This window comes from Zhongshania marina, from assembly GCF_002915595.1.
GTDB classification, from domain to species: domain Bacteria; phylum Pseudomonadota; class Gammaproteobacteria; order Pseudomonadales; family Spongiibacteraceae; genus Spongiibacter; species Spongiibacter marinus_B.
This window is the reverse complement of record NZ_PQGG01000031.1, coordinates 1-13,994: the sequence shown is the minus strand read 5'-3', so window position 1 is coordinate 13,994 and position 13,994 is coordinate 1. Positions and strand designations below refer to the sequence as shown.

Here is a 13,994-nt window from a genome sequence, read left to right as displayed (position 1 = left end):
TAGAAAAGCCTAGGGTCGATTGCGACCTAACTGGTCGTGGCTAGAAACCCATTCGTCGGAAACGATTGCCGCCGCTAAAGAGAGGTCTCCAGCGAGTACGGTTGCCGCAATAATTTCTGCTAATTTTCTGGCTTTTCCCTGTCCGTAGCAATCCATCATTTCTAGGCATTCGCGCTGGGTTGGCAAGCCGGTGCCGCCGCCATAGCTGGCACAAATTATGGAAGGCAGGGTGACGGAATAGTACAAATCCCCCGCTGGCGTTAGGTCCATAAAGGCGATGCCAGTGTGAGATTCCACCACATTGGCCTCATCTTGGCCGGTGGCAATAAACATCGACGCAATACCGTTGGCGGAGTGCGGGCCGTTATAGGCTGAGCCCGCGAGCAGGCTGCCAAGCACTGTGCGTTGGCGAAGGCGAAACATACGTTCGGGATCGGCGCGCATTAGGTCTTTTAAAACGTCTTTGCCGATAGTTGCCTCTGCAACAACCTTCTTGCCACGGCTGTGCAGAAGGTTCATGTGCGAGTGCTTTTTGTCGGTCTCTATGCCGCTTGATAGCGAGAAGTTTTCGATTACACCGGGGTAGTTGCCCAGTATCCACTGGCAGGCTTTGTGGGTTGCTTTGCCAGTCATGTTTTGTCCGGCTGCGTCCCCGGTGGTGTAATTAAAACGGGTAAATAATTTATTAGCGATGACCCATTTTTGAATGTGTTGTAACTTGCCTACCGAGGTGGTGCTTTCCGCTTGCTGGCATATAGTCGGGTGTTGTTGATCTAGCCAGTCTGAAAAGTGGCGAGCGTCGCGTGCGCTGGCAAATTCGAATAGTGGCGCGCGCTGCATAAATTCTTCAATCACCGTGACGGTGGCGCCACCCGATTCTGAAATTACCCGCATGCCTCGACTGTAAGAGGCGATCAAGGTGCCTTCGGTGGTCGCCATGGGCACATAAAACACACCCTGGGCATGTTCGCCATTAATGAGGTAGGGGCCGGCAACGCCAAGCGGCATTTGCACCACGCCAATAAAGTTTTCGGCATTGCCTTCAACGCTGTTTGGATCAATTGAATAATGACTGGTGTGCGTGAGTTTTACGCCGGTTTGCTGTTCTATAAATGCGCGGCGCAGCGCGGCGGCATCTTCGGAATAATTATCCCCCTTAATACGGGGGATTGGCTTGCGATCAGTCATAAAGCATCCGTTTTATTGTTATTGCTAGTTTGTTTGTGGCGATTATTTTGACGCGATTAAGGTGTCCTCACCTTCACTGCGGGCAATGACGACCGCCGCGCAGGAATCGCTAAATACATTAACAGCGGTGCGAATCATATCGAGTATGCGGTCGGTCACTAATAGTAAGCCAATCCCTTCGAGTGGCAGACCAATGGCACCGAGAATAACAGATATGGCAACTAGGCTTGCGGCGGGGATGCCGGCCACGCCAATAGAGGTAAGCAGCGCAATCATGACAATAGTGAATTGCTGAACGAAACCTAATTCCAAGCCGTAAACCTGGGCAATAAACATGGCGGCGACGCACTCGTATAAGGCCGTGCCATCCATATTGACGGTTGCACCCAAGGGCAGCACGAAGCCACTGACCTGCTTGGATACGCCAGATTCCTCTTGAATACTTTTCAAAGTGAGCGGCAACGTGGCGGAGCTAGATGCGGTTGAGAACGCCGTCAGTAGCGCCGGCGTCATGGCGGCATAGTGTTTTTTGGGGCTAACCCCTGCGACGTATTTAAGTACCAGTGGCAGTGCGACAAAGGCGTGAATGAGCAGAGCGAGCAGGGCGGTGAAGAAAAATAGCAGCATAGGTTTGAAGGCCGCGAAGCCGGTTATGGCGACGGTTTTTGCCACTAGGCCAAACACCCCAATGGGCGCAAATCGCATAACCCACATAGTGATTTCGGTCATGATGTCCATAACGCCCTGCCAAAAATGGGTCAGTGTCTTGGCGTGTTCAGATTTACTGCGGGCGAGGAAGAAACCGAATAATAAACTGAAAAAAATCAGCCCCAACATTTCGCTATTGGCGGCGGCGTTGACGACATTGGTAGGCACCATGCGCACAAAGACTTGCACAATATCGCTTGCGCCGCGACCCTCGACCTTGGATAAGGTGTCGCTGAGTTCTGGGTCATTGCTGCTGATGGTTGCGGCTAATGCTTGGTTGTCGCCGCTACCGGGGGCGATAACATTGACGACAGCGAGGCCAATCAAAATGGCAACGAGACTACTAGATGCGTAAAACAGCAGGGTTTTACCGCCTAGCTTTTCCAGCTTGTCGCCACCTACGCCAGCCATGCCGCTGATAATTGAAGACATAACCAGTGGCACAATTAGCATTTTTAAGGCATTGAGAAACATCGTCCCTAAAAACGCGTAAACCGCAGTGAAATGTAAACTGCCGATGCCTGCGTCGGGGCCACCGATAACACCCGCTGTTACGGCGAGCAGAATAGCGGCAGCGATTTGCCAGTGCAGGGGAATATTTCGCATAGTGGGCGTCACTCTTTGGCTCAATTAATGAGCTTGGGTAAAAGATGTTATTAATTCAGGCACCGGCTTTACTCTAGCGCGCTAGGGCGATAATGGCCAGTGAGGTATAGGAATAGCTTAGTCTGGCTAGGGTGTTAGCAACGGCTGGGAGAGATTTTAACCGATGGGAGGTAATTTGCGCCGGCGAGCTTTTCTAGCCGACAGCAATTAAGGTTTCGTATTTTTTCATCAATTGTTCTTCGGTTTCCATCCGCGCGGGATCGAGGGGAATGCAATCGACGGGGCAAACCTGCTGGCACTGGGGTTCGTCAAAATGCCCAACGCATTCGGTGCAGCGATCTGGGTCAATTTCGTAAATACTGTCGCCCTGATAAATTGCCTCGTTTGGGCATTCGGGCTCACAGACGTCACAGTTAATACATTCGTTAGTGATAATCAGTGCCATAGCGTACTCATTTACGGGCAGGGAAGCGGCTGTTTAATGCCTTGCTAACATTGTCAGGTACAAAGCGTGACACATCGCCACCCATGCTAGCGATCTCGCGCAGCAGGGAAGAAGAGACATAAGAGAGCGACTCGCCCGGGGTGAGGAAAACCGTTTCAATGCCTGGAGCTAATGAGCGGTTCATATTCGCCAGTTGTAGCTCGTACTCGTAATCCGCCACGGTTCTAACGCCGCGCAAAATAATGGTGCAATTCTGCGCCTTTGCCAATTCAACCGTCAGGCCAGTAAAGCTGCAAACCTCGATGTTCGGAACATGCGCCAAGGCTTCTGCACATAAATCCATACGCTCTTTTAGGGCGAACATCGGCTGCTTTTTTTCGCTGTTGGCAACGGCGAGCACCACGGTGTCAAATAGCTTGCAAGCGCGCTCAACCAAATCGATATGGCCACGAGTGATAGGATCAAACGTCCCAGGATAAACAATACGTTTCATAAATCACCGCCGGATCTGTGGGGCGGAAATGGTAGCGAAATTAGACAGGTGTCACAAGTTGATACTGAGAATTGCCATAATGGCGTCTTAGCGATGAAATTTTCGTGATTCTGCCTTTATGGCTCGCAAAAGCGGTATATTCGATGTCGTTGTCATTAATACGTAGAAGGAGTTAGGCATGAGATTTATGATTTTCTTGTTCGCGGCTATATTGTTGAGCGCGAGTTTGCAGGCAGCAGTGGTTGAAGAAAAACTCACACTGCCAAATAAATTGGGAACGGCGGTGATGTATCACGACGACGCAGCCACCAAGCCCGCCCCTGCGGTAGTTGTTGTGCATGAGTGGTGGGGCTTAAACGATTATGCGCGGCAACGTGCCAAGCAGCTTGCCGAAGCTGGTTATACCGCTATTGCGGTTGATATGTACGGCACCGGCAAGTCGGCCACGCATCCTAAAGATGCAACGTCATTTATGAATGCCGCCCTTGCCGAACCAGAAAAAATGAATGCGCGCTTTGATGCGGCCTTGGCCATTTTACGTAAGCAGTCGTCGGTGAATGGCGACAAATTATTTGCGATTGGCTACTGCTTTGGTGGCGCTGTGGTGCTGAATCAGGCGCGGCGCGGACTTGATCTAGCCGGTGTGGCAAGTTTTCACGGTTCCTTGGGCACCGAGATGAAGGTGGAGCCAGGCACGATTAAAGCCAAGGTTTTAGTCGCTACCGGCGGTGCAGATACGATGGTGCCAGCAAAACAAGTGGCGGGTTTTGTCGAGGAAATGACAGCGGCTGAAGTTAATTTTGAGCTGCTGAGCTTTCCCGGCGTGATGCATAGTTTTACTAATCCTGGTTCTACCGCCGTTGGTAAAAAATATGACATGCCCCTCGCGTATGATGCCCACGCAGATCAAGTAAGTTGGGCGGCGCTGATGTCGATGTTGGCAAAGTAAGATTGGCGCAGTGATTGCTTCGCCCTGTTACTTGATGTGATGCGTAACAGGGCGGGAGCAATTGTCCCGCCTCCAGTTTGTTTTTTACGACAATGGCAGAGGCGGTGTATGGCAAAGTGTTATCGGGTAGAAAAAAGTGCAATTCACGGCAAGGGCTTGTTTGCACGCAGTAATATAGCAGAGGGCACCGTGTTGGGTTTTTGCGCAACCCGTCCCGCACAGGAGGCTGGCCTGCATACGCTGACGATGGCCGACGGGCGTTTGATCGACGTCACCTGTTCACTCAAGTATATCAATCATCATAAATCTGCCAATGTCATTTATTACGATGACTTCAGCGTTGTTGCGTTGCGTGATATCGCAGCGGGAGAAGAGCTCCTGCACGACTACGGCGACGAGTGGAGCTAGACATCAATTACGATAAAAAATATTGCCCGCCAATAAACGTAAATACCAAGAGTGCCAATACAATCGCCACATTGCTGAGTTTGCCGTAGCGCAAAGCTGGCATGATGATGCGGTTATTTAAGTAAAGTAGCGTGAGCGCTAAAAACGGCATAAATAAAGCGCCGGTGACGGAATATAAAATAATCAGCCAAACAGGTTTGCCCATATAGAGCAGGGCAATGGGTGGGATGGCGATATACAGTAGGGCCAGCCGATACGTGCTGTTACGTGTATCGACGGTCTCGACATTTTTGCGCCACTGGGCGCTTAGATCGGTGAAAATATACGGCACTCCCTGCCATACCCCAAGCATAGAGCTGAACACCGCAGCCCACACGCCAATTAAAAATAGCTCTTTGAAAATGGGACTTAGCAGCACGCCGAGCTGGTCGGCCATTGCCAGCAGAATATGTGTTCCAGACTCCGACGCCGGTGCAGATTGCGCCGCGAGGATCATAATGCCCATGCCGAATAGCGCTGTAATTGTGTAGGCAACGCTGAGATCAATGCGGGCAAGACCGAGTGAGTCAGTATTGTGCCAGCCTTTTTCTCGCATCCAATAGCCGTAGCAAAGCAAGGTAACGCTGCCGCCGACCCCGCCAATTAGTGCCATCACTAAATTAAAATGCTGATTGATATCGCTGAGGCTTGTCCTTGTATCGCGGCCAATACTCGACCAGTCGCTGGCTAGCAGCGCCGCCATCACGGTGGCAAACATCAGCAAAATGAGTATTTTCATCGCCTGTTCAAATAGTGAATAGCGGCCAAATAGAATTAATGCTATAGCGAGCAGGGAGTGCAGCGACGCCCAGCTATTGATTGAGAGTTGTGGGAACAGTGCATTAGCCGCCAAGCCGCAGGCGGCCATTAGTGCGGCGCCGACGAGAAAGGCCCAAATACATAGATAGACTAGAAAATAGTAATTCATCCAGCGCGGCAAATACTGCAACCATCCGGCTAACAGAGTCGTGCCGCTGCCGAGCTGCCAACGCGCGAGGCCTTCGTTAAGGGCGAGTTTAATCAGTGCGCCAAAGGCAATGGCCCACAGTAAAGAGCTGCCGAGGCTGGCGCCAGAGACGGCGGCGGCGACTAAATCCCCCGCACCTAATCCGGTTGCCGCCACAACAAAGCCGGGGCCAATCAGGGTGAGGGCGCGGAGCTGTTTCATAGTGCTTGTCCTGTTAGGATGCAGGTTATTGCTGTTCGTAGCGGAATAGTAAGTGACTAAGGTCTCTTGCGGTAGTGATGGGTATTGTTGAAAAGGGCATAGATGATTTATGGGTGACAAGGAAAAATCGCTACACCGACTTAAAACCGGCGCGTTTTCTCGTCGTTTTGAGCTGTCTAAGCTGGGGGTTCGCTACGGTGCGCGGGCGGTGCGGCAGAGTCTTTGGCAGCGCCTTGCCGGCGACGACGATGCGGCGCTGGCCAAACGAACAGAGAATATCGATTTTTTTGTTGAGGAGTTAGGGCGCTTAAAAGGCAGCGTGGTAAAAATCGGTCAGATGATGGCGACCTACGGCGATTATATGATGTCGCCCGAGGTTGCTGAGGCCTTACATAAATTAGAAGACAATACGCCGCCGATGTCGTGGCGAGCAATTCAAAAAGTATTGCTTAAAGAACTTGGTGAAGAGGCGCTACTGGCATTAGAGATCGACGAGCAGCCCTTGGCGGCGGCGTCATTGGGCCAAGTGCATCGTGCGGTGCTGCGCGGAACCGGCGAACAACTGTGTATAAAGGTGCAGTATCCGGGGGTGGAAGATACTATCGACGCCGACTTTAGCGCAGTAATGCAGCTAATGAAGGTGTCGCGCTTAATGCCTAGCACCCGAAATTTAGATGAATGGTTTGGCGATATTCGTTTGCTGCTGCATAAGGAAGTGGATTACGAGCAGGAGCGTCGCGACCTCGATTTTGTAAGAAACGCGCTGAGGGAAGACCCTCGTTTTGTGGTGCCCAAAAGTTACCCCGAGTTTTGTACGCGGCGGGTGCTGACCATGAGTTACGAGCAGGCGGCTTCGGTCAATGCCCCTGAAGTTAGTGAGTTATCTCAGTCACGTCGCAATCGCTTGGGTAGCGCGGTGCTGGAATTATTTTTGAGTGAATTATTTGAATGGCGCCGCATGCAGACCGATCCGAATTTTGGCAATTTTCGGGTCCGCATCGATGAAAGCGGTGAAGACGATAAATTGCTGTTACTGGATTTTGGCGCTATGCGCATATTGCCGGATGGCTTTGCCGGTGAGTTTTGCGACATGTTGCTGGCGGCCTGTCAGCGCAACAAGTCGCTGTTTTTAGAGCGGTCGATTAGCTTGGGTTTTATGAAATCGCACTTTCCCCAGTCGGTACTCGATAACTTTGTGGATATCGGTATTGATATCGCTGAGCCGCTGCGTCCCATCGACGAGACTGTGCCGGCGCGGGCTATTAATGCAGAGGGGCAATATTGGTGGCGTAACAGTGGCTTGCCGCAGCGTATTGCCAAGCGCGCGGTGGCGGCATCTATCAGCAAATATTTTGCGCTGCCACCCAAGGATTTTTTATATGTGATGCGTAAGCTGATGGGGGTATATGCCTTAATCGCCTTGCTAGACGCGCAATTCAATGCGGATGGCGTGGTAGAAAAATACCTGCCCAAGGCTGAGAAATAAAAAAGGCCGCAAAGCGGCCAAATATATTGAGACTGAATGAGGGTAATTCCTAAACTTCGAGTACTTGTACGCCAAATAAGTTCATTTGGTTTACATCATTGTTTGGGCAATACCTTCAATATCAAGAGTTAGCTCGACAATTTGTGAAGCAGGGCCAAGATCATAGTCGATACCAAAGTCTTTTAAGGCTATTTCGGTAGTGCCGTGGAAGCCCTGACGCACGCCGCCCCAAGGGTCTTTGCCGCCGCCAATTTCAGTTACCGCAATCGTTACTGGCTTGCTCACTCCGTGCAAGGTCAGGGTGCCAATTAGCTCAGCCTTACCGTCGCCAAGTGCTTTAAAGCTAGTGCTTTTAAAGGTGGCAGTGGGGTATTTGTCGACAGCCAAAAAGTCTTTGCCGCGCAAATGCTTGTCGCGCTCGGCGTGGTTGCTGTCGATACTGGCGGTTTTAATGGTGACGTTTACGGTCGAGGCCTCAGGTTTTGCTGGGTCGTAATTAAAGCGGCCTTCAAAGTCATTAAAGCGACCGTATAACCAGCTGTAACCAAGGTGCTTAATTTTAAACTGTACAAAGGCGTGGGCGCCGGCCGTGTCGATTTTATATTCGGCAGCGTGCAATGCGCCGCTGAATCCCAATAGTGCGGTGAAGCCTAATGCAATTAACTTTTTCATCGTTCACATTCCTTTTGTGGTGTTTGCGTGGTTGATTACGGTTTTGGGTTGTTTGCGTCTCGGCCCAGCATTTTGATCAGGGTCGAATCGCGGTTAATAAAATGATGTTTTAACGCGGCAAGTGCGTGAACACCAGCCAATAAAATAAGCACCCAAGCGAGAATTTCATGAATTTCGCCGGCGATGTCCTCTTGGTCAGGTAAGCCGTGTAATGTCGCCGGCACATTAAATAAGCCGAAAACGTCAATGGGACGACCGTCGGCGGTAGATATTAAATACCCTGCGACCATCAGCGCCAGCATCAGAGCATACAAGGCGTAATGGGTGAGGTGCGCGGTGATGCGCTCCCAGGCTTTTAGGGCGGGGTCGTCGCTGGGGCGAATATTCATGCTGCGCCAGCCAATACGGGCCAATAAAAGGATAAATAATAAAATACCAATGCCCTTGTGGATGCTTGGCCCGTCTCGATACCAAGGGTCGTAGTAAGACAGTTGGCGCATCCAAATACCTAGCGCGAACATGCCAATGACCGCCAAAGCCATAAGCCAGTGCAGGCTAAGGCTTACCCAGCCATAGCGGCTAGCGGTGTTCTTTGCTGGCATAAGGTGTGCTCCCTTTGACCTGATGTTGCTATCGCGAGCTTTGCATTACGGCTATGTCACGCCGGTAATGCCGCTTAGTCAACAATCACTCGTTTTTCACTGCGATCTTGTTATGGTCTGAGTATATAAACAATAAATTAATAGAAAAGTGCAAAATTTAGGGTGAATTGATCAGTTTATTAGATTTAAACCCCCCGACTAGATACTAGCACTTGGTTTTACACAGCATGAAAATATGTCTTGAGCAAATTATTGCGAGCAAATATACTTGATAGATATTTTACTATTCAAGTATTAGGGTTGATTGTTATGGAATTGCCAGCCTCTCTGAGTTTGTTAACCGAACTCGCGTCTTTGAGCTCTGCGTTTATAAAGCAAGCGGATCGGAAGCTCAGCGTTCACGGTATTAGCTTTGCGGAATTTATGGTCATGCATCATTTGAGCAAGGCCGCTGATCTGACCATGAGCCGCACTGAGCTTGCTGATGCGGTGAGCTTGTCGCCCTCGGGTATCACTAAAAAATTAAACCCTATGCAAAAGCTGCATTTGGTTGAGAAAGAGGTGAATCAGCGCGATGCGCGTTTTAGCTTGGTGAAGCTGACGACGACGGGGGTTGAGATATACAACGACGCATTAGTTAGCTGTATTCACTGCGCCAATGACTTAACCGAGAACGTCACTGGCAAACAGCTGAATACCCTGCTCGAGATCTTCGCAAAATTAAAATAGTGGCCTTAGCGCCCTGCGAGCATATTTGCCAAGCGGTCGACCTCGGCAATGTCTGCGCTAGCGGGTACTAATTGAATTTCGTCACAGCCTAGGGCTTCTATTGCATCCAGTCCGTCTTTAATGGCAATTGGGTCGTGCATGGTCATAGTCTTGGCGATGTTGCGGGCATCTTCTTCGCCAAAGGTTTTTAGATAGTCGAATACATAATCGCTTAAGGCCGCTTCGGCATTGTTTGCTAGCGAATACCAAAACCCCGCCATGCGGTAGGGTTTGTCTTGCCGTCCAGATTCCTGCCACGCGGTATCGGCAGAGGTGAAAAAGTGATTGATTAAGTCGGCGTTGCCATCCATCGCAAAACCGTACAGACCGTCGGCCCACTTCGACACTCTTTGGATGCTTTTGGGGCCCATCGCGCCAACCAATATTGGTGGGCCACCTGCTTGCACGGGGTTTGGGCCAATTTCCTCGAGGCCGTCAAGCAGCTCACCACGCCACACCTTTTTCATGGTCGCAATTTGATCATCCATTTTTTGGAAGCGATTTTTAAAGCTGGCCTCCAGTGCTGCATAGTCTTTATCACGCCCGCCAACACCGACAGTTACCATGACACGACCCTCTGACAAAATGTCGAGGGTGGCAATTTCTTTTGCTGCTTGCACTGCGCTGTGCATGGGCAGCACATATAAGGCGGGAATAATGCGCACGCGCTCAGTGGACGCGGCGGCGAAGGCCAAGATATTGCGCATCTCATAGCTGTAGCCGGTGACGCGTTCACCGCAGGACAGACTGTAAAACGGGCCTTGATCGATGATTCGGCACCAGTCTTTAAAATTTTGACGACTAATACCGCGCTGCATATAGGGAAGACAAACACCGATTTTCATATCTATTCCTGCGTTGCTTTTATTTTCTTATTCAAGGGCTGGTGGGCCTTAACGTGCCCCACCTTGTGAGTGCGTGGTTGTTTTGTGAAAGCTGTGAGATTATCAAATACATAAGCCAAGAAAGAGATAATCGGTATGGATGATTTTTTGATATTCGCCAAATTGCTCGATGGCAATGGTGGCGCTCGAGATGTTAGCGCCGAGGAGATAGCCCAGTGGCAGCCGGCACAAGGTTTGTTGTGGCTGCACTTTGACTACAGCAAGGCTGGCACATTGCAGTGGTTGCAGGAACACAGCGGCCTAGACGATATTGCGATAGCTGCACTGGTCGCCGAAGACACGCGCCCCCGCGCAACCTCCCATGCCGGTGGTTTGCTCATGGCGTTACGGGGCGTGAATATGAATCCCGAGGCCGACCCAGAAGACATGGTGTCTATTCGCCTCTGTGTTGATCAGCATAGGATTATTAGCTCACGCAAACGTCGATTGCTGTCGGTTGACGACATTGTTGAAAGTTTCGCTGAGGGCGAAGGGCCACAGAATAGTGCTGATTTTGTCGCCATTTTATGTGATCGCTTAGTGCGTCGCATGGCGGGGCCTATCGACACCGCAGAAGATAAGGTGGATGAGCTAGAAGAGATGCTGTTGGGAAGTGCCCGCGCAAAATTACGCAGCGAGCTTGGTCAGGTGCGGCGTCAATCTATTGCGCTGCGGCGTTATCTTGCCCCGCAGCGCGAGGCCTTAAGTTGGGTGCAGAGCGAACGCTTGCCGTGGTTTGGTGATGTTCAGCGTTTACAGGTTCGCGAAGTGAGTGATCGCCTCGCCCAATACATCGAAACCTTAGACAGCATCCGCGAGCGAGCGGCGGTGAGCCAAGAAGAATTGGTGAACCAAATATCTGAAGAATCCAATAGCCGCATGTATGTGCTATCAATTGTCTCTGCAATATTTTTACCCTTGGGCTTTGCTACCGGCTTGCTCGGTATTAATGTGGGCGGAATCCCCGGCGCTGATAATAGCGATGCATTTGCGATATTTATTGGCATTTTAGTTGGTATATCAGCGGCGTTGCTGGTGTTTTTTCGGTATAAAAAATGGCTATAGATTTCATAGATGTGGCGGCACTTTCTATCGCGCCATTAAAGTGGGCGGGGGTGCTGAGTACTATTGTCGCCGGTGCGATCATTGGTTTAGAGCGGCAAATTAGAGGCAAGCCCATTGGCATTCGTACCGCCGCGCTTATCTGCTTGGGCACCTATGTGTTTATGGCGATGGCGGCATCAGTCGAGAATGGCGTGACTGACCCTTCCAGGGTAATCGGACAGATAATCACCGGTATTGGCTTTTTAGGTGCAGGGGTGATTTTGTCCCGCGACGGCATGGTGATGGGCGTTACGTCTGCAGCGGCAATATGGGTATTGGCTGCTATTGGCGTCATGATTGGTTTAGATAAATACGGCCCCGCATTACTCATTGCCTTGATTGTGGTGGGCATCTTGGTTGGCGTCGATGTGCTGGAAAACAGTTTTCATTCCCTGCGCAAAGGTGTACATCAAAAAATTACCGGGCGGCGTTATCAGAAAAAAACGCCACCGGAAAAGTGAGTGGCGTGTTGACTAAGCCGAATAGCATAAAGCGGACAGCTAACAATCTTAAAGCTCTCAAATCCCAAGGCTGTCGGCAGGGCTTAAAACTCCCTTTCCGCCGCGATTGACCACGTGTGTATAAATTTCCGTTGTTGAAATATCGGAATGCCCGAGAAGCTCCTGGATCGCCCGGAGGTCATAACCGGCTTCTCGGGCCTGTTCACACTAATTTAGTTGTCGCTGCTGGGGTCCATTTTTTCATCCTGCAAGGCGGAGGAAGCGTAGTTTGGTGGTGCCAAAGTAGCGACTGACAACGCAGCGGGGTGAAAAAATGGGCCCAGCCCTTTGGGTTATGTCTAAAAAAGCACCACTCGTCGTTGCTCATTGCTTATTTGGGCCCACCAAACCTCGCAATTCGCTCCTCGATTGGCGATTTTTTAGACATAACAGCGACAGCTAAATTAGTGTGAACAGGCCCTAGCAAATGTGTGGCAAATGAATGCCTCAAACTGTGTGATTTCGCGGGTTTATTGATACCAGCAGCTTGCACAGCTTTTCGTATTTGTTTGGATAAAGCTGACGGGTGTAAGTGATGGCGACGCAGAGTACCCGATCTTGGGTCTTTGCCGATTGTTGTTGACGGGAACAAAAACTGCCACGCGATATCTGTGGCTGCGCTCGGGTATTTTTTGCTCAAAGCGTTCGGTAGATATACCTCGCCATAACCATCAAGAAGATCCTGAGCATGTAGTCGTTTTACATGGTCTATTTGCTGTATCAACCGCGACTTGAGTCGTTGAGGTAGCATTGTGGTGCGATCTTTATCGCCCTTGCCGCCACGGACAAAAATATTATTGCTGCCAAAGTCGATATCCTTTACCCGAAGGGATAATAACTCGGCCTTGCGCAGCCCCGTTCCATACATGAGTTCAACCTGAAGACGATGAACACCCCTAAGATGAGAAAGTATCGCCGCGATCTCTTCCCTGCTGTAAACCACCGGTAATCGTTTTGGGGCGGGTGCCGGACTAAACCTCAGATCTCCAACATCCACCCCCATGAAGCGCTTATACATATACACAAGCGCATTTAGCGCAATGCGCTGCGTACTGACTGAACAATTCCGCTGTTCTGCCAGATGAGACAGAAATGCCTCAATTTCATGCGAACCCAGATGCTTGGGGTGCTGGCGAGAATGGAAGCGGATAAAGTTTTTTATCCAGAACAAATAGGTCTGCTCGGTTCGGTACGCGAGACCGTTTTGTCTGATATGTAACCGAAGCTCGTCAAGAAACCGCGTTGATCCTTGCGCAACTGGTGGGCGGATATCGTCCATAAATACACCCCTATAATACTGGTTTTATATACAGTATTGTGATCGTGGTGTGCAGTCAAGAGCTTGTTCAGTAGAAGCGGGCTCACTAATTCCGGAAGCTTTAGTCTAAACTGTTGATTTCTCGAAACATGGGTTTATGATCGAGCGAAAGGAATTTCAGAAAAATAGAGGGAACGAGTCTTGCTAACATCGATAGCCAATTCCATGAAGTACAATCAAGTGCATGATATGGCAATGGTTTTTGACGCCATTCAGAATCCGGCCTCGGAGATAGGGGGCCAAAGTGATATAAGGCCCCAGTCTTCTGAATAAAACTGTTCGATGTTATATCAAGCCCAAATTTTCTTGTCACACGAATAAGGCTGTATAAATAAACAGTATATAGGCGGAGGGACTTATGGCAAGAAAAACTAATAAGGAAGTTGACGAGATGGCCTCTCAGTCTTACCGTAAAAGCAACCGCGGGGCGCGAAGAACAAGTCGTGATTTGTTGCTTCAGACCCCGCGGTTGCTTTTACGTAAAGCCCTCTCTCATCGCGGTAATAATTTCTTTTTGTGCTCGCTACAATTCAGGCGCTTTGCTTTACTGGAGCAAACAACATTACGGTGTGTTTCCTGCTGTAATAGCGCCACATCGAACAAGGCCTTGATCGAGATATTCGAAAAGCACGAATACTCGATAAGTTGTCGTTATG

16 protein-coding genes and 1 pseudogene are annotated in these 13,994 nt (G+C 50.2%); 7 read left to right on the top strand and 10 right to left on the bottom strand.

Translation table 11 applies throughout. The features are described from left to right. Positions 1 to 9: 9 nt before the first annotated feature. The 4 genes from C0068_RS13105 to coaD form a co-directional block, all read right to left on the bottom strand. Entirely contained in the window at positions 10 to 1,188 is a 1,179-nt protein-coding gene (locus C0068_RS13105) for a hydroxymethylglutaryl-CoA reductase (RefSeq protein WP_103684929.1), read from the bottom strand. Positions 1,189 to 1,230: 42 nt separating this feature from the next. Beyond that, complete coding sequence (locus C0068_RS13100) at positions 1,231 to 2,502, bottom strand: dicarboxylate/amino acid:cation symporter (RefSeq protein ID WP_103684928.1); 1,272 nt, start codon at positions 2,500 to 2,502, stop codon at positions 1,231 to 1,233. A 193-nt stretch (positions 2,503 to 2,695) separates the two neighbouring features. Beyond that, positions 2,696 to 2,947, bottom strand: a complete 252-nt coding sequence (locus C0068_RS13095) for a YfhL family 4Fe-4S dicluster ferredoxin (RefSeq protein ID WP_103684927.1) — start codon at positions 2,945 to 2,947, stop codon at positions 2,696 to 2,698. 7 nt (positions 2,948 to 2,954) lie between these two features. Beyond that, complete coding sequence (coaD, locus tag C0068_RS13090; RefSeq protein ID WP_103684926.1) at positions 2,955 to 3,440, bottom strand: pantetheine-phosphate adenylyltransferase; 486 nt, start codon at positions 3,438 to 3,440, stop codon at positions 2,955 to 2,957. Positions 3,441 to 3,618: 178 nt separating this feature from the next. Here coaD and C0068_RS13085 point away from each other — a divergent pair, with 178 nt between their 5' ends. Then, complete coding sequence (locus C0068_RS13085) at positions 3,619 to 4,389, top strand: dienelactone hydrolase family protein (protein WP_103684925.1); 771 nt, start codon at positions 3,619 to 3,621, stop codon at positions 4,387 to 4,389. A gap of 108 nt (positions 4,390 to 4,497) precedes the next feature. Continuing rightward, entirely contained in the window at positions 4,498 to 4,797 is a 300-nt protein-coding gene (locus tag C0068_RS13080; RefSeq protein ID WP_103684924.1) for an SET domain-containing protein-lysine N-methyltransferase, read from the top strand. 7 nt (positions 4,798 to 4,804) lie between these two features. Here the strand turns inward: C0068_RS13080 and C0068_RS13075 are convergent, their stop codons facing one another. Next, positions 4,805 to 6,004 carry an Nramp family divalent metal transporter gene (locus C0068_RS13075; RefSeq protein ID WP_103684923.1) on the bottom strand — a complete coding sequence of 400 codons (1,200 nt, stop codon included), beginning with the start codon at positions 6,002 to 6,004 and terminating at the stop codon, positions 4,805 to 4,807. Between the two features lie 109 nt (positions 6,005 to 6,113). Between C0068_RS13075 and C0068_RS13070 the strand changes: the two genes are divergently transcribed. Continuing rightward, on the top strand, positions 6,114 to 7,490 hold the full coding sequence (locus tag C0068_RS13070) for an ABC1 kinase family protein (protein WP_103684922.1): 1,377 nt from the start codon (positions 6,114 to 6,116) through the stop codon (positions 7,488 to 7,490). A gap of 90 nt (positions 7,491 to 7,580) precedes the next feature. On the opposite strand, the gene C0068_RS13065 is transcribed toward C0068_RS13070, so the two are convergent. Both C0068_RS13065 and C0068_RS13060 read right to left on the bottom strand, forming a co-directional pair. Then, complete coding sequence (locus tag C0068_RS13065) at positions 7,581 to 8,162, bottom strand: YceI family protein (protein WP_103684921.1); 582 nt, start codon at positions 8,160 to 8,162, stop codon at positions 7,581 to 7,583. 35 nt (positions 8,163 to 8,197) lie between these two features. Next, a complete protein-coding gene (locus C0068_RS13060; protein ID WP_103684920.1) occupies positions 8,198 to 8,764 on the bottom strand; it encodes a cytochrome b in 567 nt (188 codons plus the stop codon). Between the two features lie 309 nt (positions 8,765 to 9,073). Here C0068_RS13060 and C0068_RS13055 point away from each other — a divergent pair, with 309 nt between their 5' ends. Further along, positions 9,074 to 9,493 carry a MarR family winged helix-turn-helix transcriptional regulator gene (locus C0068_RS13055; RefSeq protein ID WP_103684919.1) on the top strand — a complete coding sequence of 140 codons (420 nt, stop codon included), beginning with the start codon at positions 9,074 to 9,076 and terminating at the stop codon, positions 9,491 to 9,493. A gap of 5 nt (positions 9,494 to 9,498) precedes the next feature. Here C0068_RS13055 and C0068_RS13050 read toward each other — a convergent pair whose 3' ends face one another. Then, positions 9,499 to 10,377: an LLM class flavin-dependent oxidoreductase gene (locus C0068_RS13050; RefSeq protein ID WP_103684918.1), complete on the bottom strand. Its 879-nt coding sequence runs from the start codon at positions 10,375 to 10,377 to the stop codon at positions 9,499 to 9,501. Between the two features lie 135 nt (positions 10,378 to 10,512). On the opposite strand from C0068_RS13050, the gene C0068_RS13045 reads away from it, so the two are divergent. Beyond that, complete coding sequence (locus C0068_RS13045; RefSeq protein ID WP_103684917.1) at positions 10,513 to 11,481, top strand: zinc transporter ZntB; 969 nt, start codon at positions 10,513 to 10,515, stop codon at positions 11,479 to 11,481. Further along, positions 11,472 to 11,981, top strand: a complete 510-nt coding sequence (locus tag C0068_RS13040) for an MgtC/SapB family protein (RefSeq protein WP_103684916.1) — start codon at positions 11,472 to 11,474, stop codon at positions 11,979 to 11,981. The genes C0068_RS13045 and C0068_RS13040 overlap by 10 nt, the downstream gene beginning before the upstream one ends. Before the next feature lie 57 nt (positions 11,982 to 12,038). On the opposite strand, the pseudogene C0068_RS13035 reads toward C0068_RS13040, so the two are convergent. Both C0068_RS13035 and C0068_RS13030 read right to left on the bottom strand, forming a co-directional pair. Next, positions 12,039 to 12,161 (bottom strand): annotated as a pseudogene (locus C0068_RS13035) (tyrosine-type recombinase/integrase); the annotation flags it as partial. A gap of 190 nt (positions 12,162 to 12,351) precedes the next feature. Beyond that, positions 12,352 to 13,299: an integron integrase gene (locus C0068_RS13030; protein ID WP_103684915.1), complete on the bottom strand. Its 948-nt coding sequence runs from the start codon at positions 13,297 to 13,299 to the stop codon at positions 12,352 to 12,354. A 397-nt stretch (positions 13,300 to 13,696) separates the two neighbouring features. Here C0068_RS13030 and C0068_RS19670 point away from each other — a divergent pair. After that, positions 13,697 to 13,994, top strand: a 298-nt coding sequence (locus C0068_RS19670) for a hypothetical protein (protein WP_233208819.1), incomplete at its 3' end; no start/stop codon positions are given.

Bases quoted from the DNA above. Each gene is read 5' to 3' on its own strand.
- C0068_RS13105 (WP_103684929.1), bottom strand. From the start codon at position 1,188: ATGACTGATCGCAAGCCAATCCCCCGTATTAAGGGGGATAATTATTCC.
- C0068_RS13100 (WP_103684928.1), bottom strand. From the start codon at position 2,502: ATGCGAAATATTCCCCTGCACTGGCAAATCGCTGCCGCTATTCTGCTC.
- C0068_RS13095 (WP_103684927.1), bottom strand. From the start codon at position 2,947: ATGGCACTGATTATCACTAACGAATGTATTAACTGTGACGTCTGTGAG.
- coaD (WP_103684926.1), bottom strand. From the start codon at position 3,440: ATGAAACGTATTGTTTATCCTGGGACGTTTGATCCTATCACTCGTGGC.
- C0068_RS13085 (WP_103684925.1), top strand. From the start codon at position 3,619: ATGAGATTTATGATTTTCTTGTTCGCGGCTATATTGTTGAGCGCGAGT.
- C0068_RS13080 (WP_103684924.1), top strand. From the start codon at position 4,498: ATGGCAAAGTGTTATCGGGTAGAAAAAAGTGCAATTCACGGCAAGGGC.
- C0068_RS13075 (WP_103684923.1), bottom strand. From the start codon at position 6,004: ATGAAACAGCTCCGCGCCCTCACCCTGATTGGCCCCGGCTTTGTTGTG.
- C0068_RS13070 (WP_103684922.1), top strand. From the start codon at position 6,114: ATGGGTGACAAGGAAAAATCGCTACACCGACTTAAAACCGGCGCGTTT.
- C0068_RS13065 (WP_103684921.1), bottom strand. From the start codon at position 8,162: ATGAAAAAGTTAATTGCATTAGGCTTCACCGCACTATTGGGATTCAGC.
- C0068_RS13060 (WP_103684920.1), bottom strand. From the start codon at position 8,764: ATGCCAGCAAAGAACACCGCTAGCCGCTATGGCTGGGTAAGCCTTAGC.
- C0068_RS13055 (WP_103684919.1), top strand. From the start codon at position 9,074: ATGGAATTGCCAGCCTCTCTGAGTTTGTTAACCGAACTCGCGTCTTTG.
- C0068_RS13050 (WP_103684918.1), bottom strand. From the start codon at position 10,377: ATGAAAATCGGTGTTTGTCTTCCCTATATGCAGCGCGGTATTAGTCGT.
- C0068_RS13045 (WP_103684917.1), top strand. From the start codon at position 10,513: ATGGATGATTTTTTGATATTCGCCAAATTGCTCGATGGCAATGGTGGC.
- C0068_RS13040 (WP_103684916.1), top strand. From the start codon at position 11,472: ATGGCTATAGATTTCATAGATGTGGCGGCACTTTCTATCGCGCCATTA.
- C0068_RS13030 (WP_103684915.1), bottom strand. From the start codon at position 13,299: ATGGACGATATCCGCCCACCAGTTGCGCAAGGATCAACGCGGTTTCTT.